At 64.3% G+C, this 17,403-nt stretch carries 18 protein-coding genes; 12 read left to right on the forward strand and 6 right to left on the reverse strand.

What is annotated here, in order from left to right; genetic code table 11:
* The first annotated feature begins 15 nt into the window (after positions 1 to 15).
* Both OIK40_RS10885 and OIK40_RS10890 read left to right on the forward strand, forming a co-directional pair.
* Positions 16 to 1,641, forward strand: coding sequence for an FAD-dependent oxidoreductase (locus OIK40_RS10885; RefSeq protein WP_273678352.1), 1,626 nt, complete (start codon positions 16 to 18; stop codon positions 1,639 to 1,641).
* 107 nt (positions 1,642 to 1,748) lie between these two features.
* Positions 1,749 to 3,308, forward strand: coding sequence for a hypothetical protein (locus OIK40_RS10890; protein ID WP_273678353.1), 1,560 nt, complete (start codon positions 1,749 to 1,751; stop codon positions 3,306 to 3,308).
* Positions 3,309 to 3,328: 20 nt separating this feature from the next.
* On the opposite strand, the gene OIK40_RS10895 is transcribed toward OIK40_RS10890, so the two are convergent.
* Both OIK40_RS10895 and OIK40_RS10900 read right to left on the reverse strand, forming a co-directional pair.
* Positions 3,329 to 3,652 carry a hypothetical protein gene (locus OIK40_RS10895; protein ID WP_273678354.1) on the reverse strand — a complete coding sequence of 108 codons (324 nt, stop codon included), beginning with the start codon at positions 3,650 to 3,652 and terminating at the stop codon, positions 3,329 to 3,331.
* 77 nt (positions 3,653 to 3,729) lie between these two features.
* Complete coding sequence (locus tag OIK40_RS10900; protein ID WP_273678355.1) at positions 3,730 to 5,343, reverse strand: phosphoenolpyruvate carboxykinase; 1,614 nt, start codon at positions 5,341 to 5,343, stop codon at positions 3,730 to 3,732.
* A gap of 393 nt (positions 5,344 to 5,736) precedes the next feature.
* On the opposite strand from OIK40_RS10900, the gene OIK40_RS10905 reads away from it, so the two are divergent.
* The 7 genes from OIK40_RS10905 to OIK40_RS10935 all read left to right on the forward strand — a co-directional run bounded on the left by OIK40_RS10905 (position 5,737) and on the right by OIK40_RS10935 (position 11,071).
* Positions 5,737 to 6,444: a response regulator transcription factor gene (locus OIK40_RS10905; protein WP_273678388.1), complete on the forward strand. Its 708-nt coding sequence runs from the start codon at positions 5,737 to 5,739 to the stop codon at positions 6,442 to 6,444.
* Positions 6,437 to 7,993, forward strand: coding sequence for a sensor histidine kinase (locus tag OIK40_RS10910; RefSeq protein ID WP_273678356.1), 1,557 nt, complete (start codon positions 6,437 to 6,439; stop codon positions 7,991 to 7,993). The genes OIK40_RS10905 and OIK40_RS10910 overlap by 8 nt, the downstream gene beginning before the upstream one ends.
* A 14-nt stretch (positions 7,994 to 8,007) precedes the next feature.
* Positions 8,008 to 8,430: an HPr kinase/phosphorylase gene (locus OIK40_RS10915; RefSeq protein ID WP_273678357.1), complete on the forward strand. Its 423-nt coding sequence runs from the start codon at positions 8,008 to 8,010 to the stop codon at positions 8,428 to 8,430.
* Positions 8,431 to 8,493: 63 nt separating this feature from the next.
* On the forward strand, positions 8,494 to 9,417 hold the full coding sequence (gene rapZ, locus OIK40_RS10920; protein WP_273678358.1) for an RNase adapter RapZ: 924 nt from the start codon (positions 8,494 to 8,496) through the stop codon (positions 9,415 to 9,417).
* Positions 9,418 to 9,523: 106 nt separating this feature from the next.
* On the forward strand, positions 9,524 to 9,949 hold the full coding sequence (locus OIK40_RS10925) for a PTS sugar transporter subunit IIA (RefSeq protein ID WP_273678359.1): 426 nt from the start codon (positions 9,524 to 9,526) through the stop codon (positions 9,947 to 9,949).
* A gap of 11 nt (positions 9,950 to 9,960) precedes the next feature.
* Positions 9,961 to 10,239 carry an HPr family phosphocarrier protein gene (locus OIK40_RS10930; RefSeq protein ID WP_273678360.1) on the forward strand — a complete coding sequence of 93 codons (279 nt, stop codon included), beginning with the start codon at positions 9,961 to 9,963 and terminating at the stop codon, positions 10,237 to 10,239.
* Positions 10,240 to 10,273: 34 nt separating this feature from the next.
* Positions 10,274 to 11,071 carry a TrmH family RNA methyltransferase gene (locus OIK40_RS10935; protein ID WP_273678361.1) on the forward strand — a complete coding sequence of 266 codons (798 nt, stop codon included), beginning with the start codon at positions 10,274 to 10,276 and terminating at the stop codon, positions 11,069 to 11,071.
* Positions 11,072 to 11,321: 250 nt separating this feature from the next.
* On the opposite strand, the gene OIK40_RS10940 is transcribed toward OIK40_RS10935, so the two are convergent.
* The 4 genes from OIK40_RS10940 to recR form a co-directional block, all read right to left on the reverse strand.
* A complete protein-coding gene (locus OIK40_RS10940; protein WP_273678362.1) occupies positions 11,322 to 12,764 on the reverse strand; it encodes a DNA recombination protein RmuC in 1,443 nt (480 codons plus the stop codon).
* Positions 12,765 to 13,010: 246 nt separating this feature from the next.
* The gene (locus OIK40_RS10945; RefSeq protein ID WP_273678363.1) at positions 13,011 to 13,583 is read right to left on the reverse strand and encodes a peptide deformylase; all 573 of its coding nucleotides are present in this window, start codon (positions 13,581 to 13,583) and stop codon (positions 13,011 to 13,013) included.
* Between the two features lie 51 nt (positions 13,584 to 13,634).
* On the reverse strand, positions 13,635 to 13,850 hold the full coding sequence (locus OIK40_RS10950; protein WP_273678364.1) for a hypothetical protein: 216 nt from the start codon (positions 13,848 to 13,850) through the stop codon (positions 13,635 to 13,637).
* Positions 13,847 to 14,443 carry a recombination mediator RecR gene (recR, locus tag OIK40_RS10955; protein ID WP_273678365.1) on the reverse strand — a complete coding sequence of 199 codons (597 nt, stop codon included), beginning with the start codon at positions 14,441 to 14,443 and terminating at the stop codon, positions 13,847 to 13,849. Before recR ends, OIK40_RS10950 begins: the two co-directional genes overlap by 4 nt.
* Positions 14,444 to 14,496: 53 nt before the next feature.
* Here recR and fmt point away from each other — a divergent pair, with 53 nt between their 5' ends.
* The 3 genes from fmt (at position 14,497) to OIK40_RS10970 (ending at position 17,352) form a co-directional block, all read left to right on the forward strand.
* Positions 14,497 to 15,402, forward strand: a complete 906-nt coding sequence (gene fmt, locus OIK40_RS10960) for a methionyl-tRNA formyltransferase (RefSeq protein WP_273678366.1) — start codon at positions 14,497 to 14,499, stop codon at positions 15,400 to 15,402.
* Between the two features lie 78 nt (positions 15,403 to 15,480).
* A complete protein-coding gene (truA, locus tag OIK40_RS10965) occupies positions 15,481 to 16,239 on the forward strand; it encodes a tRNA pseudouridine(38-40) synthase TruA (protein ID WP_273678367.1) in 759 nt (252 codons plus the stop codon).
* Positions 16,240 to 17,352: a zinc-binding dehydrogenase gene (locus tag OIK40_RS10970; protein ID WP_273678368.1), complete on the forward strand. Its 1,113-nt coding sequence runs from the start codon at positions 16,240 to 16,242 to the stop codon at positions 17,350 to 17,352. It begins immediately after the preceding gene.
* The last annotated feature ends 51 nt before the right edge of the window (positions 17,353 to 17,403 follow it).

A 17,403-nucleotide genomic window follows, 5' to 3' on the forward strand; every position in this document is an offset into this window, starting at 1 on the left:
CCGCCGGAGGTGCGCATGGAAACACTCGGACAAGACCTTGAAACAATGCGCCGGGTGCCGCTCGCGCCCGCGCATGTCGAAGCGATCTGCGAAATCGGGGGCGAGGTTTTCTATCCTGCCGGCTCGATCGTGCTCGACATCGGCCAAGCGCATGATCGCTTCGCCTACATCCTCGAAGGCGAAATCGAGGTGGTCGATCCCTACACTGACGAACGAATGTTCCAGCACGCGCTCGGCCCGACGCAGTTCATGGGGGAAATCGGCTTCCTGAGCGGCGCGACCAACTATCTCAAGATGCGCGCGGCGGTCGATACCCGCGTGATCGAGGCATCGCGCAAACCCATGCTCGACCTGATGAGCAGGGTGCCGGAGTTGTCCGACCACATCATCACCGTCTTCGCCGCGCGCCGCCGTCGTCAGTTCGAGCTGAAAAACAGCGCCGTGAAGGTGATCGGCGCAGACCGCGATCCCAAGGTACAGGCGGTCGAACGCTTCCTGTCGCGCAACCGCATCCCGTTCCGCAGCTTCGATCTCGACGCGACTGATCGCGAGACGGTGACGCTGTGTTCGGCCATCGGGCACGAACCGGCTGTGATCCTCGGAACGGACAAGCGGCTGGACGACCCGACCCCGCGCAAGGTCGCGCAATATCTCGGGCTCGATCTCGATATCTGTTCGCAGCGCACCTACGAATTGCTGATCGTCGGCGGCGGGCCTGCCGGGGTGGCGGCGGCGGTCTATGCCGGCAGCGAGGGGATCGAGGCGCTGGTAATCGAGGATACCGCCGTGGGCGGGCAGGCCGGCACGTCGAGCCGGATCGAAAACTATATGGGTTTCCCGACAGGCATCAGCGGCACCGATCTGACTTGGCGCGGACAAGTGCAGGCGATGAAGTTCGGTACGCGCTTCGTCATGCCGCGCCGGGTCGGGGGCCTCTCGCGGCGCGAGGACGGATCGTACTGCATCACCCTCGACGATGGCGATGAACTATGCGCCCGCGCGGTGCTGGTGGCGACGGGGGTGCAATATCGGCGCCTGCCGCTCGACCATCTCGAGCAGCTGGAGGGCGCGGGCGTGTTCTATTCCGCTACCGAGATGGAAGCCCGGTTCTGTTCGAATACCGAAGTCGTGGTGATCGGCGGCGGCAATTCGGCGGGGCAGGCAGCGATGTTCCTCAGCCGCGCAGCCGCGCATGTGCATCTGGTGGTGCGTTCGGGCAGTCTGGCCGCCTCCATGTCGAGCTATCTCTCCCAGCGGCTGGAGGCCGATCCGCGCATCACCATCCACTATCACAGCGAGGTCACGGCGCTGCACGGAGACACGTGGCTTGACGGCATCACGCTGAAAACGCGCGACGCCGAGCGCCGGATCGACACGCGCGCGCTGTTCATCATGATCGGTGCAGCGCCGAACACCGGCTGGCTTTCGGGTCTCGCGGCAACCGACGAAAAGGGCTTCGTCCTTACCGGCAGCGCCGCCGGACAAGCGGATGATTATGCCACCACCTCGCCCGGCATCTTCGCGGTCGGGGACGTGCGTGCAGGTTCGGTGAAACGGGTGGCGAGCGCTGTCGGCGAAGGTTCGGTGGTGGTCAGCCGGATCTGGCAATATCTCGAGGACACCCGTCCTCCGGTGGACTGACCGACAGCCGCACCCTCCGTCACAAGCCTCTGGCAAAGCCCGACAAAGGCCCTATGCTGGGCCGCATTCGCATTGCAGTCGCAGGCATGGCGAAGGGGACAACCAAAGTGAATTCCGTGATTTTCCGCATGATCGCCGCCGCACTTGCGCTGCTGGCGGCCCAGCCCGCGTGGGCCGAATGGCACAAGGCCGAAAGCGATCATTTCGTGATCTATTCGGACAGTGACGCAAAACATATCGAGGAATTCGCCCAGCGGCTGGAACGCTTCCACGTTGCGATGACCAAGGTGACGGGCTTCAATCCGCCCAAGCCCAGCCCTTCGAACCGGGTGACTGTCTATGCTGTGGGAAGCGATCGCACGCTGAAGCGGCTTTACGGAGACACCAGTTCCAACGTCGCAGGTTTTTATATCCCCCGCGCGGGCTCGTCGGTGGCCTTTACTCCCAATGTCCGGCTGCGCGGCAGCGAGACCGATTTCAGCATGATCGTGCTGCTGCACGAATACACCCACCACTTCATCCTTTCCTCGATGCCCTATGCCCTGCCGCGCTGGGTCACCGAAGGTTCAGCCGAATTTTTTGCTGCGGCCCGCTTCGCGTCCGATGGCGGGGTCGATATCGGGCTTGCAGCCAATCACCGTGTTGGCGACCTCAATTTCGCTGACAAACTCTCGGTACGGGAGATCATGGATTATGACCGTGTGGCAGGTCCGGGACTGCGGCGCGACGGCTTTTACGGTCAGACCTGGCTGCTGTTCCACTATGTCATGTTCAACCAGCAGCGGCTTGAACAATATGGCGACTATGTCCGGCGCTATATGCAGGGCGTGCCGGGGCTCGAGGCCGCGGAACAGTCCTTTGGCGATCTCGACAAGCTTGAGCGGGAAGTCCGTGCCTATCAGCGCAGCCGGCGCATTCCGGCACTGCGGCTGACCGCCGAACAACTGCCGATCGGTCCGATCGCGGTTGAGGCCCTGAGCCCCGGGATGGACGCGATGATGGATGTCATTCTGCGCTCTCGCCGCGGCGTGAACCGCGAGACCGCGCTCGAACTGCTGCCGGATGCCCGCGCCATTGCCGCCCGCTTCCCCGATGATCCGGGCGTGCTGACCGCCCTGGCCGAGGCCGAATATGATGCGGGCAACGATGCCGAGGCGATCGCCGCTGCGGACCGGGCAATCGCGCGCGATCCGCAGCAGAAGAACGCCTATGTGCAGAAAGGTTTTGCCCTGTTCCGCCGTGCGCGCGATGCCGAAGGCGATGCGGTGGATGCGGCCTATGCCGAGGCGATGAAGCCGTTCGAGGCACTGAACGCGATCGAGAACGATCACCCGCTGCCGCTGATCTACTATTTCCGCAGCTTTACCGGGCGCCGCCAAGTGCCCGACGAAAACGCCCGCGCCGCGCTGGAACGCGCTTCGCAGCTTGCGCCGTTTGATCAGGAATTGCGGCTGAATGTGGCGATGATGATGATCGCAGAGCGCAAGAATACGCTGGCCGCCCAGATGCTTGCGCCATTGGCCGCAGATCCGCACGGCAGCGGACGTGCGCAACGTGCAAAGCGGCTTGTGGCGGCGCTCGAAAGGACGCCGGATGGCGAACGGCTCGACATCAACGACGTGCGCGAGGATGTGCCCACCCCCGATCTGTCGGGCGAGGACGCCTGACAGATCGGGCGCTCGCCCGCTCAGCTCTTGCCGAACAGCCCCTTGGCCATATCCATGATGTCGTCGACGGGATTACCGTCGCCGTCACGGTCGAGAATGGTAGCGAAGTTGGACAGCGAACCCTCGCCGCCGATCGCCGCGACGATCTGCCCAAGCACGTCGGTGCCGAGCCCGGTTTTCTCCGCCGCCAGCTCAACCGTGTCGCCCTTCAGCTGATGGGTGTGGCCGAGCGTGGCAATCGCCTTTTCGACAATCGCCGGATCAAGACCGACCTGCTTGGCCAGGTTCACCACATCGTCGGGCGCACCGCCGATGTTCTTCAAAATCCCGTCGAGAATGCTCATGCCTGTCCTCCCTTAGCTGCGGAAACGCCATGTTCCGCCGCCAAGGTTACGCCATCATGGCGCCGGACGCGAGTCTGTCAGGCAGCGACGGGTGCAGGAGCAGCCTGACGCACACCTTCGTCGACATGGGCTTCGAACTGGGCGAAATTGTCGATGAACAGCTGCACCAGCTTCTTGGCGGTCGCATCATACTCCGCCCCGTCGGCCCAGGTCTTGCGCGGATCAAGGATGGTCTGATCCAGCCCGGCCTCGGCCAGCGCGGGGACGAACACCGGCACATCGAAGCCGAAGTTCGGATCCTTGCGGAATTCGACTTCATCCATCTTGCCGTCGAGCACGGCATTGAGCAGCGCACGGGTCGCCTTGATCGGCATGCGGCTGCCGGTGCCGTACTTGCCGCCGGTCCAGCCGGTGTTGACCAGCCAGCACTGTGCGCCGCCCTTGGCGATGCGTTCTTTCAGCAGGTTACCATAGACCGACGGGTGACGCGGCATGAAGGCGGCGCCGAAGCAGGTCGAGAAGGTCGCTTCCGGCTCGGTCACACCGATTTCGGTGCCCGCGACCTTGGCGGTGTAGCCGCTGAGGAAGTAATACATCGCCTGATCGGGGGTCAGCCGCGCGATCGGGGGAAGCACGCCGAAGGCATCGGCGGTCAGCATGATGACGTTCGACGGCGCCGGGCCGAGGTTCTTTTCCGAAGTGTTCGGGATGAACTCGATCGGATACGCGCCGCGGGTGTTTTCGGTCTTGCTCGAATCGGTGAAGTCGAGCTCGCGGGTTTCCTCGTCGATCGCGACATTTTCGAGGATCGTGCCGAACATCCGGGTGGTGGCGAAAATCTCCGGCTCGCCTTCGGCGGACAGGTTGATCATCTTCGCGTAGCAACCGCCTTCGAAGTTGAACACGGCGGTGTCCGACCAGCCATGCTCGTCATCGCCGATCAGCGTGCGGCTGGCATCAGCCGAAAGCGTGGTCTTGCCGGTACCCGACAGGCCAAAGAAGATCGCGCTCTTGCCGTCGGCGCCGATGTTGGCCGAACAGTGCATCGGCATCACGCCCTGCGCCGGCAGGAGGTAGTTGAGCAGGCCGAACACGCCCTTCTTCATTTCGCCCGAATATTCGGTGTTGCCGATCAGGATCAGCTTTTCGGTGAAGCTCACCGCGATCACCGTGTCGCTGCGGCAGCCGTGGCGTTCCGGGTTCGCCTTGAAGCTGGGCAAGTTGATGATGGTATATTCGGGGACGAAATTCGTCAGTTCGTCGGCCGTCGGGCGCACCAGCAGGGTGCGGATGAACAGATTGTGCCACGCCATCTGGTTGATGACGCGCACGTTGACGCGGTATTCCGGCTGCGAGCCGCCGAACAGATCGGCAACGTAGAGTTCTTCCTGCCCTTCGAGGTGCGCGAGGAAATCCGCCTTGAGGTTGGCGAAGTGCTCTTCGCTCATCGGCTGGTTGATAGCGCCCCAGTTGATCGTGTTTTCGGTCTCGGCATCGCGGACGATGAACTTGTCCTTCACGCTGCGGCCGGTGAACTTACCGGTTTCCACCAGCAGCGCGCCGTGCTTGGTCAGCTTGCCTTCACCCTTCGCAAGCGCGTGTTCGACCAGCGCGGGCGTGCCGAGATTGGCGTGGATGGTGGCCCGGGTGTGCAGGTTCTGGGCGGCCAGCGGGTGTGCAAGCGAGGTCAAGGTCGTGTCTCCTGAGCCGGACGTAATAGCGGCAATGCAAAAGGACGGAGGCGCGAATCCCCAGCGCCCAAAGCAGCGCTCCAAGTAGCATTTGCGCATACGTATGCAACATCCAGCCGCACCGTCATCCGCAACTTGCCCCGTACTTTTCGCGGCGCCCTTAATTTGCGGCGCTGCGCGCGTCAAACCGTCAGGCGCATGACATTTTTACGAGCTTCGCCTTGCTACCTGCAACAGCGGCTCTGGCTGCACCTCGCAACGATTGTCTCGAACGCGCAATGGCGCTACCTCTCAGGCCTTCCGACGGCGGCGAGAGGGATAGGCACGATGTCCGAAAGCACCCCCGACATTGCCGACGCGGCTCCCGAGGCCGCGAGCGCGGATGAGCGCGCGATGCAGATCGCGCTGGTCGACGATGATCGCAACATCCTCACCACCGTTTCGATAGCGCTGCAGGCCGAAGGTTTCGCCACCCGTCTCTATTCCGACGGAGAGACTGCATTGAAGGCGCTGCTCGACAATCCGCCCGATCTGGCCGTGTTCGACATCAAGATGCCGAAAATGGACGGGATGGAGCTGCTGCGCCGCCTGCGCGAACATTCGGCGCTGCCGGTAATCTTCCTTACCAGCAAGGATGACGAAAGCGACGAGGAGGCAGGGCTCGAACAGGGCGCGGATGATTACATCGCCAAGCCATTCTCGCTGCGTCTGCTGGTTGCCCGTATCCGCGCGATCCTGCGCCGTGCCGAGCCGCTGCGCGAAGGGGCCGGCAATGTCGATCCGGACGAACCAATTCCGACCAGCCTTACCCGCGGACGGCTGTTCATGGACCCGGCGCGCCACCACGTCACCTGGGATGGCCAGCCCGTCAGCCTCACCGTCACAGAGTTCCTTATCCTCGAAGCGCTGGCCGTGCGTCCCGGCGTCATCAAAAGCCGCAACCAGCTTATGGATGCAGCCTATCCCGATGATGTCTTCGTCGACGATCGCACGGTCGACAGTCATATCAAGCGGATGCGGCGCAAATTCCGCATGGTCGATCCGCGATTCGGCGCGATCGATACGCTTTATGGCGCGGGTTACAGCTTCACCGATGGCTGAACCGGGACGGACCGCCACAGGCGGCGAGCAGCTTACCGCGACCGGCCGGTTTGCGCTGACCGCGCGCATTCTGGTCGTCAATATCCTGCCGCTGGCGATCATGGGCGGCGGACTGCTCTATCTCGACAGCTATCGTACCCAGCTCATCAACGAACGGTTCAAGCTGGCGCGGATCGAGGCGCAGATCACCGCCGAGGCGCTGGCCGGCGCCACGCGGGAGCGGCAGGAGGCGTTGCTGGTGCAGATCGGCAAGGAACAACGAATGCGTCTTCGCATGTTCGATGCCGATGGGCGGCTGACAGCGGACAGCTTCGCGCTCGCGGATCCGGCATTCCGCTTCAACGACATCACCGACGACGATTGGGAACAACAATTTGCCCGCTGGCTCGATCGCACAGTGGACACCATCGTCGCGGCCGAACCGGTTCAGGACTATGTCGAGCCCGAGGCGCAGGACGCCGACGCCTGGCCCGAACTTGCCCGCGCGCGCGAGCTTGGCCTGTCGCAGGTGCGGCTTTACGACTGGCGCGACGGCACGCCGGTCATCACGGCGGCCGCACCCGTGGGCCTTAATGGCGCAACCTTGCTGACCGTGCGCAACGCAGTCGACATCACCGAAAGCGTACGCGCGGCGCGCACCACGCTGGGCTTTGCGATGCTGCTGGTGCTAGCGGCTTCGGCGCTGCTTTCGCTGTTCCTCGCACGCACCATTGTTACTCCGCTGCGCCAGCTGGCCCGCGCTGCGGTGCGGGTGCGGCAGGGGCGCGAACGCGAGGTCGAGGTGCCGCGCCTGCCCCAGCGCAGCGACGAGATCGGCCTGCTCGCCCGCGCGGTTTCGGATATGACAGGTGCGCTGCGGCACCGCATCGATGCTGTCGACAGTTTCGCCGCCGATGTCGCACATGAGATCAAGAACCCGCTCGCCAGCTTGCGCAGCGCGATCGAATCCCTGCCCCGCGTCGAGGATCCCGCGCTACGCGCCGAACTGGTTCAGATCGCCACCCACGACGTGCGCCGGATCGATCGTCTCGTGTCCGAGATTTCCGATGCCAGCCGGATCGACGCCGAAATGAGCCGCGCCACACTCGAACGGATCGACCTCGGCACTCTCGTTCGCGCGATTATCGGCGGGCGCGAGGACCGGGCCGAGAACGCGGGCCGCCCGATCGCGCTGTCCACCAGCGGCTTTGCGGCCAATGTTCGCGGCGTGGGCGCGCGGCTTGAACGGGTGGTGGAAAACCTGCTCGACAATGCCGTTTCCTTTTCGCCCCCCGATGCACCGATCGAGGTGGGGATCGACAACGACGCCAAATGGGTAACCTTGACCGTATGCGATCACGGCCCCGGCATTCCCGAGGAATCGCGCGAAAAGGTGTTCCATCGGTTCCACTCGATCCGTCCGGCGGAGGAGGATTTCGGCAACCACTCCGGTCTTGGCCTCGCCATTGCGCGCGCGATTGCCGAGGCGCATGATGGCAGTCTGACAGCCCATGCGCGGCCCGACGGGGGTAGCGGGGCTTGCCTGCGGCTGCGGCTGCCGGCGGTCTGATCGGAGGAAGCAGGATGCTGATCCAGGCCAGCGCAGTCGCAATCGAGGGACGCGCGTTGATCCTTGAAGGCCCGTCCGGAAGCGGGAAGTCGAGCCTTGCACTGGCCCTGATCGACCGGGGCGCGACTCTGATCGGCGATGATGGCGTAGCTTTGGCCCGCGAAGGGAGCCGCGTTCTCGCTAGCCCGCCGCCCAATATTGCCGGTCTGCTCGAAATCCGCGGTGTTGGTTTGGTGACGCTGCCGACTGTTGCGGATATGCCGCTTGCGCTGATCCTTTCGCTCGTCGGCGAAGGCCATGCCGAGCGCCTGCCGGGCAGGCTGGTGACGCGCGATTTTTTCGGGGTGCCGATCCCCGTGTTACCTTTCGCCCCCGGCACAATAGCCCCTGCCTTGCGCACCGAATGGGCGCTGCGCCAGCACGGGTTGGCATTGTGAGCGCAAAGGACGCCTTCGCAAATTGCGCTTCCCTTCAATGGTGAGTGCGACGAAATAGGCACCATGGACACCTTGACCGAAGCCCCCTCCCCCGCCGCACCGCAGCGTCTGCTGCTTGTCACCGGGATGGCCGGTGCCGGTAAATCTACTGCCCTCGCCGTGCTGGAGGATCTGGGCTGGGAGGTGATGGACAACTTCCCGGTGCGCCTGCTCAAACGATTGATGGCGATGCCCGACGAGGCGCGCGGACCGCTGGCGATCGGTTTTGATTCGCGCACCCGCGGCTTCGTTCCCGCCGACATCATCGCATTGGTGAAGGACCTCGCCGCGCGCGAGGATATTGCGCTGACTTTCGTGTTTCTGGATTGTTCGGGGAGCGAGCTCGAACGCCGCTACAACGAAACCCGCCGCCGTCACCCGATGGCAGCGGGGCGCCCGGTGATGGAAGGCATTGCCGCCGAGCGCGAACTGCTCGAACCGCTGCGTCGCTGGGCGGAGATCATGGTCGATACCTCGGCGATGACCAGCAATGATCTTCAGGCGCATATCCGCCAGCTGTTCGGAACCGACTCGCGCGAAGGCGCGACGACGCTGACCCTGTCGAGCTTCGGCTTCGCGCGCGGCATGCCGCCGCTCGCCGATCTGGTGTTCGACATGCGCTTTCTCGATAATCCGCACTGGGTGCCAGAACTGCGCCCGCTGACCGGACAGGACGCGGCAGTGGGCGCACATATCGAACGCGACCCGGCCTTTGCCGACGTCTTCGGGCGCATCCGCGACCTGCTGCTGGTGCTGCTCCCGCGCTATGCCGCGCAGGGCAAACCCTATGTCCATGTCGCCTTCGGCTGTACCGGCGGGAGACATCGCTCGGTCTACACCGCCGAACGCATGGCAGAAAGCTTGCGTAGCGCCGGATTTTCGCCCACTGTCCGCCATCGCAACCTGGGTTCCCGCGCAGCGGACGAGATCGAACGCGATCGGCGCTAGGCGGGTACAGGCGGCAATAACAAAGACAGTCGCAGCATTGTTCTGTCAGGTTGAAACGCGTAAGGCCTTGCTTGAGGGCGGGCAGTTAACGGACCCAATTTCACGCATGATCGGCTTGATCCTGGTTACTCACGGTCGCCTCGCCGACCAGTTCGTCGAGGCGATGGAGCACGTCGTCGGCCCGCAAGACGGGATCGTCACCGTGTGCATCGGCCCCAATGACGACATGGAACAACGCCGCGCCGACATTGCGCAGGCGATCGAGTCGGTCGATACCGGCAGCGGTGTCATCATCCTGACCGACCTGTTCGGTGGCACGCCATCAAACCTCGCGATCTCGCTGCTCGAGACCGGCCATGTCGAGGTGATCGCCGGGATCAACCTGCCGATGCTGATCCGCCTCGCGGGTGCACGCAAGGTCATGGACGTGACCGCGGCGGTGCAGGCCGCGCAGGCCGCCGGACGCAATTACATCACCATCGCCAGCGAACTGCTCGGACAGGATTCCGCGCCGGCGAGAGCCAAAGCCTAAAGGAGCGCGCCGTGGGGGATGCTCGCCAGCAGGTCACCATCGTCAACCGCCGCGGGCTCCACGCGCGGGCAAGCGCCAAGTTCGTCGGCGCGGTCGCGTCGCTGCCGGACGGGGTGAGCGTCACGGTGACCAAGACGCCGAACAGTGCCGCGGGCGGATCGATCCTCGGACTGATGATGCTGGGCGCGGCGAAGGGCGATACGATCGAGGTCGCGGTAACCGGAGAGGGCGCGGAAGGCGTGCTGGACGATTTGGTGGCGCTGGTCGAATCCGGCTTCGGCGAGGATTGACGCGATAGGCGCGAGCCGAAAGCGATGTAAATCCATGCGCAAGCACATCACCGGCTTTTCCAATCCCACCGTTAAATACCTGCGGTCCCTGCGCGACAAGAAACATCGCAAGCGCGCGGGCCAGTTTCTGGTCGAAGGTCTGCGCCTGCTGGAAGATGCGCGCGCTTCGGGGCGCTTGCCCAGAGTGCTGGTGATGGCCGAAGGCCGCGAACACGCGCTGCTCGCCCGGCTTGAGGCTGATGTCATGGCAGCAGGTGGCGAGGTGATCGCCACCACGCCCGACATCCTCTCCAAGATCACCGGCAAGGACAATGCGCAGAGCGTCGCGGGCGTGTTCGACGAATGGGACACCTCGCTGGCGGCGCTGGACCGGACCGCCGCGCCCATCTGGCTGGCGGCACAGGCGCTGCGCGATCCGGGCAATCTGGGCACGATGCTGCGCACCTGCGATGCGGTGGGCGCAGGCGGGCTGATCCTGATCGACGATTGCGCCGATCCCTTCAGCGCGGAAGCTGTGCGAGCGAGCATGGGTGCGCTGTTCACCGTCGGGCTGGCGCAGGCGCGGTGGGACGAGTTTCTGCCGTGGCTGCGCGCGGGAGAGGGCCAGCTTGTCGCGGCGTCGCTGCGCGATGCCGTGCCCTATCGCGGGGCCGATTATCGCGCGCCGTGCTTCATTCTGGTGGGCAACGAATCGCAAGGCCTGCCCGAGGAATACGAGGAAGCGTGCGACCTGCGCGTCACCATGCCGATGAAGGGCCGCGCGGATTCGCTCAACGCAGCCGTCGCGGGGGCAGTGCTGGCCTACGAGGTGCTGGCAGGCGTGGAACGGTAAAGTATACAAAGGTGACACGGTGTCACCTTTTGCAGATACGATTTTTCCTCATATTTACAGATACCTGTACTCCCCTTGCGCAAGGAGGCGAACAGGTGTGCGCGGCGCGGAAAACCGGTTTTGCGACGATCTGCCTGGTGCCGACAATGGGAAAGAGCGGGCGCGAGGATGTCATCCGGCCCGCAGGTAGGAAAGCCGCACCAAGCACGCCGGACGCGCAGACGACAGCCCCGCGGAGAAGGGCGCTGCCCTATTCCGCCGCGTCGCGCTTGTTTTCCGGCACGTCGTCTTCGGTGGCTTCGAGCGCGGCCACGTCCTCGGCATTGTAGCGCGGGGCGCTTTCCACCAACGGCACTTCGTCAATTTCGCGCTTGCCGGTCTCTATGCCCTTTTCAGCCAGCCGCCGCCCGGACGACAAGACGTTCCTTTCGAAGCTTCCGACGAACTTGTTGTAATTGTTGACTGCCGTCTCAAGCCCACCGCCGACGCGCTTGAGGTGCTGCGCTGCAACTTCAAGACGCCCATACAACTCAGCGCCCATGCGCCCAATTTCGGCGGCTTCCTTGGCCATCTTGTCCTGCCGCCACACCTGCGCCACGGTGCGGGCAATCGCAACAAGGTTAGTCGGCGTCGCCAGCAGCACCTTGTTGCGGAAGGCGAAGTCCCACAATTCAGGATCATGTTCGAGCGCGGCAGCAACAAAGTGCTCGCCCGGGACGAACATCACCACATAGTCGGGCGCATCGTCGAACTGGCTCTGGTAGCTCTTAGAGCCGAGCGTCTGGACATGGCCGCGCATCGACTTGGCGTGGAGATCGAGGTGGCGCTTGCGTTCAGTGTCGTCGTCCGTTTCGAAGGCGGCCTGATAGGCATTCAACGATACCTTTGAATCGATCACCAGCTTCTTCTGGCCTGGCACATTCACAATCGCATCCGGCCGCAAGCGCCCTTCGTCGGTGTCCATCGATTGTTCGAGATGAAAATCCGTATGCTCGGCCAGCCCGCACTGTTCGAGCACGTTCTGCAATGCTCGCTCCCCCCAACGACCGCGCGCCTTGGGCCCGCTGGTGAGCGAATTGCCGAGCCGCTGCGCCTCGCGCCGCACCTGTTCCTGGCCTTCCTTCATCGACTGGATGAGACCCGTTAGCTGCCCGAAGGCATCGGTGCGCTTGGCCTCCAGATCGGCGACCTGCTTTTCGTAATTCGCCAGCTTTTCGCCAACCGGTGAAAGCAGCGCCTTCAGCTTTTCCTCGCTCGCCTTTTCGGAATGGCCGAGGCGTTCTTCGGCGCGTTTGAGGAAGGCTTCCTGCGCGCGGTTCAAGACCTGCGCGCCGGTATTCTCGAATTCCTTGAGCAGGTTCGCGCGCGATTCTTCCAGCAGCCGCTTCTGTTCTTCGAAAGCGGCGCGTTCGGCGCGGAAGCGGGCGTTTTCCTCGCGCGCGGCATCAAGCTGTTGCGCCAACCCGTCCGCCCGCGCGGCGCGTTCCCCCAGCGCCGCCACCTCGATCCGCGCTTCGCCCAGTTCGGCAATGGCGCGCTTGAATTCACCCTCCTGCTCGGCAGCCTGCCGCTCGGCCTCGGCCAGCCGGGTCCGCAGATCAGCCAGCGGGCGCGAGGCAAGGAACCAAGCGACAGCGCCGCCCATAGCAATACCGATAATCAGGGAGAGGAGCGGGAGAATCGAAGGGTCCATGCCCAATTCCTACACGGAACGTATAGAGAACGCCAGCCCTCGCGGACGCGATATCCCAAGAAAGATGGCCCCCGGATCAAGCCGGGGTGACGGAGATAGGCTGGATCGGCGCAAAGCGCAGCAAGGCCGGAGTCGAAGCCAAAGGCGCAGACGTGCGAAGCACACCTGCAAGGCCGCCCGCAGCTGCTCGCGCGAAGCGCGAAACGCAGCGAGGACGCTCGCCCGGAGGGGCGAGCGAAAAACAAATCACGCCGCCTGACGGATCTTCTTCAGCTTCTTCAGCGCCATTGCACGCTTGAGGCGCGAGAGGTGATCGATGAACAGGATGCCTTCGAGGTGGTCCATCTCGTGCTGCAGGCAGGTCGCCATCAGCCCGTCGAGCGCTTCCTCGTGCGTGTTGCCATCAAGATCCTGATAGCGCACGCGGCAGGTCGCGGGACGATCGACATCGGCGTAGATTTCTGGGACCGAAAGGCAGCCTTCCTGATAGGTCGAAAGCTCGTCCGCCGGATCGAGGATCACGGGGTTGATGAACACCCGAGGTTCCTTCTTGGTGGCGGGATGCGTGTGCTTGTGGCCGTTATGGTTGCACTCCACGGGCTCGCCATCCGGGTCTTCGGGCTGGAGATCGATCACCAGCACCCGCTTGGGCACGCCGACCTGGATTGCGGCAAGGCCGATGCCGGGGGCATCATACATCGTCTCGAACATGTCTTCGACGAGGGTGCGCAGATCGGCGTTGAACTCATGCGGTTCAACCGGGGTCGAGACGGTCTTCAGCCGGGGGTCCGGCACTTCGAGGATTTCGCGGATAGCCATAATGGCGCTAAATAGGCATGCGCACCCTTGCGAGCAAGCGCGATGGTGCGATCACGGTGATCGATAGACCTTGCGCATCGAGAACCGTCCGCAATGGCGGCAAATCCCGCCGGACCGCTTGGTCCCGCTTGCCTTGTAACGGATGCCGCCGAGGTCCCAGACGCTGTCGGTATGGTGACAATGGACGCATTCCACCATCCATTCGCGGGACTCGCGCTCGACCCCGGCACCAAACAGCCACGTAAAGAAGCGTTGCGTGCCGTTCATCCCACTGGCCTTCTTGCCCTCAAAGCCTGTGCGAGCGTGCCTTCGTCGAGGTAATCCAGCTCTCCGCCCACCGGCAGGCCATGCGCAAGCTGGGTGACGCGCAGGGGAAAGGCCTCCAGCCGTTCGGCGAGGTAATGCGCGGTGGTTTGGCCTTCGAGCGTCGCGTTCATCGCAAGCACAACCTCGTCCACGCCGCCGACTTCGACGCGGGCGAGCAGGCTGGCGATGTTGAGATCCTCCGGCCCGACGCCATCCAGCGCCGACAGCCTGCCGCCGAGAACATGATACCGCCCGGGGAACAAGCGCGAACGGTCCAGCGCCCAGACGTCCGAGACATCCTCCACCACGCAAAGCGAGCGCGCATCGCGGCGCGGATCGGCGCAGATGCCGCATGGGTCGGAGGTATCGACATTGCCGCAGCTGGCGCATTCGACCAACGTTTCGGACACCGCGGCAAGCGCCTCCAGCAGTGCAGGCAGCGCGCTTTCGCGGTTCTTCACCAGCCACAGCACCGCCCGCCGCGCCGAACGCGGACCCAGACCCGGCAGGCGGGCAAGTGCGGAACTCAGCGCTTCGATCTCTTGCGATGCCATGGGGGGAGAGATAGGGGCTGCGCTTCGCTTCACAAAGGCTGCGGGCAAGGCTTATGCGCATCATCTTCATGGGGACGCCCGATTTCGCGGTGCCTGCGCTGAGCGCGCTGCACGCGGCGGGGCATGAGGTGGCGTGCGTCTACACCCAGCCGCCGCGCCCTGCGGGCCGGGGCAAGAAGCTGATGCCCTCCCCCGTTCAGGTCGAAGCAGAACGGCTGGGCCTTCCGGTGCGATCGCCCCTGTCACTGAAGAAGCCGGAGGCGCAGGCGGAGTTCGCCGCGCTGGACGCCGATGTGGCGGTGGTCGCAGCCTATGGGTTGATCCTGCCGCAGGCGGTGCTCGACGCGCCGCGCCACGGCTGCATCAATATCCACGCCTCGCTGCTGCCGCGCTGGCGCGGGGCGGCACCGATCCACCGGGCGGTAATGGCGGGCGATGCGGAAACGGGCGTCACCATCATGCAGATGGAAGCGGGGCTCGACACCGGGCCGATGCTCCACAAGGTCGCCGTGCCGGTAGATCGCAAGACGACAGGCGAATTGTTTGGCGAGCTGGGCGCAGTCGGCGCGGCTGCGATGGTGGAGGTATTGGCCGACCTTTCCGCCTTCCCGCCCGAGGCACAGGACGATGCTGCAGCGATCTATGCGCCCAAGATCGACAAGGCTGAAAGCAAGATCGACTGGGCAGAGCCCGCCGACGTGATCGAATGCAAGGTGCGCGGCCTTGCCCCCTTCCCCGGCGCATGGTTCGAACTGGAAGGAGAGCGCGTGAAGCTGCTGCTTGCCGAGGTGGTCGAAGGCGAAGGCACCCCCGGCACAGTGCTGGACAATGAACTTACCATCACCTGCGGAACGGACGCGATCCGCCCCCTGCGGCTCCAGCGTGCGGGCAAGCCGGTGCTGGAACGCCGCGAATTCCTGCGCGGGCGGACAGTGGCGGCGGGGACGGTGCTTGCCTGATCCGTTCGCCTCGAGCGCAGTCGAGAGGTCTTTCAGGGTGTCTCGACTTCGCTCGACACGAACGGCTAGTGGGGCGGCATGACCCGCTTCGCCCTCACTCTCGAATTCGACGGCACGCCGTTTTTCGGGCTGCAACGCCAGTCCCACGGGCCGAGCGTGCAGCAATCGGTTGAGGATGCGATCCAGCGGATCACGGGGGAAGCCGTGACGCTCCACAGTGCGGGCCGCACGGATGCAGGCGTGCATGCACTGGCGATGCGCAGCCATGTCGATATCGAAAAGCCGTTCGATCCCTTCCGCCTGATGGCAGCGATCAATGCGCAGCTACGCCCCGATCCGGTCGCTGTGACAGCGTGCGAGGTGGTGCCGGATGACTGGCATGCACGCTTTTCCTGCACCGGACGGCGCTATCTCTACCGCATCGCCAACCGCCGCGCGCCGCTCACTCTGACGCGCGACCGGGCGTGGCATGTTCCTCAGCCGCTCGACGCCGAGGCGATGTACCGCGCCGCGCAGGCGCTGGTCGGGCGGCATGACTTCACCACCTTCCGCTCGGTGCATTGTCAGGCCGCCGATCCGGTGAAGTCGCTCGATCTGCTCGACGTGGAGCGCGTCGGCGAGGAGATCCATATCCATGCCGCCGCGCGCAGCTTCCTGCACCATCAGGTGCGCTCCATGGTCGGGTGCCTCAAACTGGTCGGCGCGGGCACATGGCCCGAAAGCCGTATCGCAGAGGCGCTCGCCGCGCGTGACCGTAACGCTTTGGGGCTTAACGCCCCGCCCCATGGCCTCTACTTCGTTGAGGCAACCTACCCGGATTCGCGAGAGGAATCATAAATGACCACTACCGGAAAGCAGCTCTTCACCACCCTCACCGCCGACGGCAAGCTGACGCTGGAGGTGGCCGAAAGCCAGTTCCCCGCGCCCACCGGCAATCAGGTGCTGGTCAAGATGGAAGCCGCGCCGATTAATCCGTCGGACCTCGCGATCCTCACTAGTGCGGCCGATTTCGAGACTGCGGAATACACCCCCGGCAAAGTCGTCGCGACCATGCCCGAGCCGTTCCTGTCGGGCCAGAAGGCACGCCACGGCCAGCGCCTGCCCGCAGGCAACGAAGGCGCCGGCACCGTCATCGCGACCGGAGACAGCGATATGGCCAAGGCCCTGATGGGCCAGCGCGTCGCCTGCGTCCCGGGCAATGCCTTTAGCCAGTATGCGCTTGCCGACGCCATGATGTGCTTGCCGCTGGGCGACCATTCGGCAGAGGTCGGCGCGTCGAGCTTCGTCAACCCGATGACCGCGCTGGGCTTTGTCGAGACCGCGAAGATGGAAGGCCATTCGGCGATCATCCACCTCGCCGCCGCATCGAACCTCGGCCAGATGCTCAACCGCATCTGCATCGAGGACGGGATGAAGCTGGTCAATATCGTGCGCAAGGACGAGCATGTCGCACTGCTGAAGTCGCAGGGTGCGACCCATGTCGTGAACTCCTCTGCCCCCACCTACATGGCCGATCTGCGCGCCGCGATTGCCGAGACCGGCGCGTTCCTCGGCTTTGATCCGATCGGCGGCGGGCAGGCCTCGGACGGCGTGCTGAAGGCGATGGAACAGGTCGCGGTCAGCCAGATGAGCGAGTTTTCGCGCTATGGTTCGAACCAGCAGAAGAAGATGTATATCTACGGCCGGCTCGACCTGTCGCCGACCATCCTGACGCCTTCCTACGGGCTGCAGTGGAGCATCGCCGGCTGGCTGCTGACCCCGTTCCTCCAGCGTGCGGGCATGGAAACCGTCGCGCGGATGCGCGCGCGGGTGCAGGCCAACCTGACCACCACCTTTGCCAGCCATTACAAGGCCAAGGTGACGCTGGAAGGCATGTTGGAAAAGCCCGCCATCACCGACTACCGCCAGATGAAGACCGGCGAGAAATATCTCGTCACGCCCTGGGGGTAAAACGCGGCTTGGGCCCCTGCGCATCCGCGGGGGCCCACACCCGGATATTCC

Origin of the sequence: Erythrobacter fulvus, from assembly GCF_028595285.1 — a bacterium.
Lineage (GTDB): Bacteria > Pseudomonadota > Alphaproteobacteria > Sphingomonadales > Sphingomonadaceae > Erythrobacter > Erythrobacter fulvus.

Excerpts from the sequence above, each read along its gene's own strand:
- OIK40_RS10885 (WP_273678352.1), top strand. The coding sequence starts at position 16 with ATGGAAACACTCGGACAAGACCTTGAAACAATGCGCCGGGTGCCGCTC.
- OIK40_RS10895 (WP_273678354.1), bottom strand. The coding sequence starts at position 3,652 with ATGAGCATTCTCGACGGGATTTTGAAGAACATCGGCGGTGCGCCCGAC.
- OIK40_RS10905 (WP_273678388.1), top strand. The coding sequence starts at position 5,737 with ATGCAGATCGCGCTGGTCGACGATGATCGCAACATCCTCACCACCGTT.
- OIK40_RS10910 (WP_273678356.1), top strand. The coding sequence starts at position 6,437 with ATGGCTGAACCGGGACGGACCGCCACAGGCGGCGAGCAGCTTACCGCG.
- OIK40_RS10915 (WP_273678357.1), top strand. The coding sequence starts at position 8,008 with ATGCTGATCCAGGCCAGCGCAGTCGCAATCGAGGGACGCGCGTTGATC.
- rapZ (WP_273678358.1), top strand. The coding sequence starts at position 8,494 with ATGGACACCTTGACCGAAGCCCCCTCCCCCGCCGCACCGCAGCGTCTG.
- OIK40_RS10925 (WP_273678359.1), top strand. The coding sequence starts at position 9,524 with ATGATCGGCTTGATCCTGGTTACTCACGGTCGCCTCGCCGACCAGTTC.
- OIK40_RS10935 (WP_273678361.1), top strand. The coding sequence starts at position 10,274 with ATGCGCAAGCACATCACCGGCTTTTCCAATCCCACCGTTAAATACCTG.
- OIK40_RS10940 (WP_273678362.1), bottom strand. The coding sequence starts at position 12,764 with ATGGACCCTTCGATTCTCCCGCTCCTCTCCCTGATTATCGGTATTGCT.
- OIK40_RS10945 (WP_273678363.1), bottom strand. The coding sequence starts at position 13,583 with ATGGCTATCCGCGAAATCCTCGAAGTGCCGGACCCCCGGCTGAAGACC.
- OIK40_RS10950 (WP_273678364.1), bottom strand. The coding sequence starts at position 13,850 with ATGAACGGCACGCAACGCTTCTTTACGTGGCTGTTTGGTGCCGGGGTC.
- recR (WP_273678365.1), bottom strand. The coding sequence starts at position 14,443 with ATGGCATCGCAAGAGATCGAAGCGCTGAGTTCCGCACTTGCCCGCCTG.
- fmt (WP_273678366.1), top strand. The coding sequence starts at position 14,497 with ATGCGCATCATCTTCATGGGGACGCCCGATTTCGCGGTGCCTGCGCTG.
- truA (WP_273678367.1), top strand. The coding sequence starts at position 15,481 with ATGACCCGCTTCGCCCTCACTCTCGAATTCGACGGCACGCCGTTTTTC.
- OIK40_RS10970 (WP_273678368.1), top strand. The coding sequence starts at position 16,240 with ATGACCACTACCGGAAAGCAGCTCTTCACCACCCTCACCGCCGACGGC.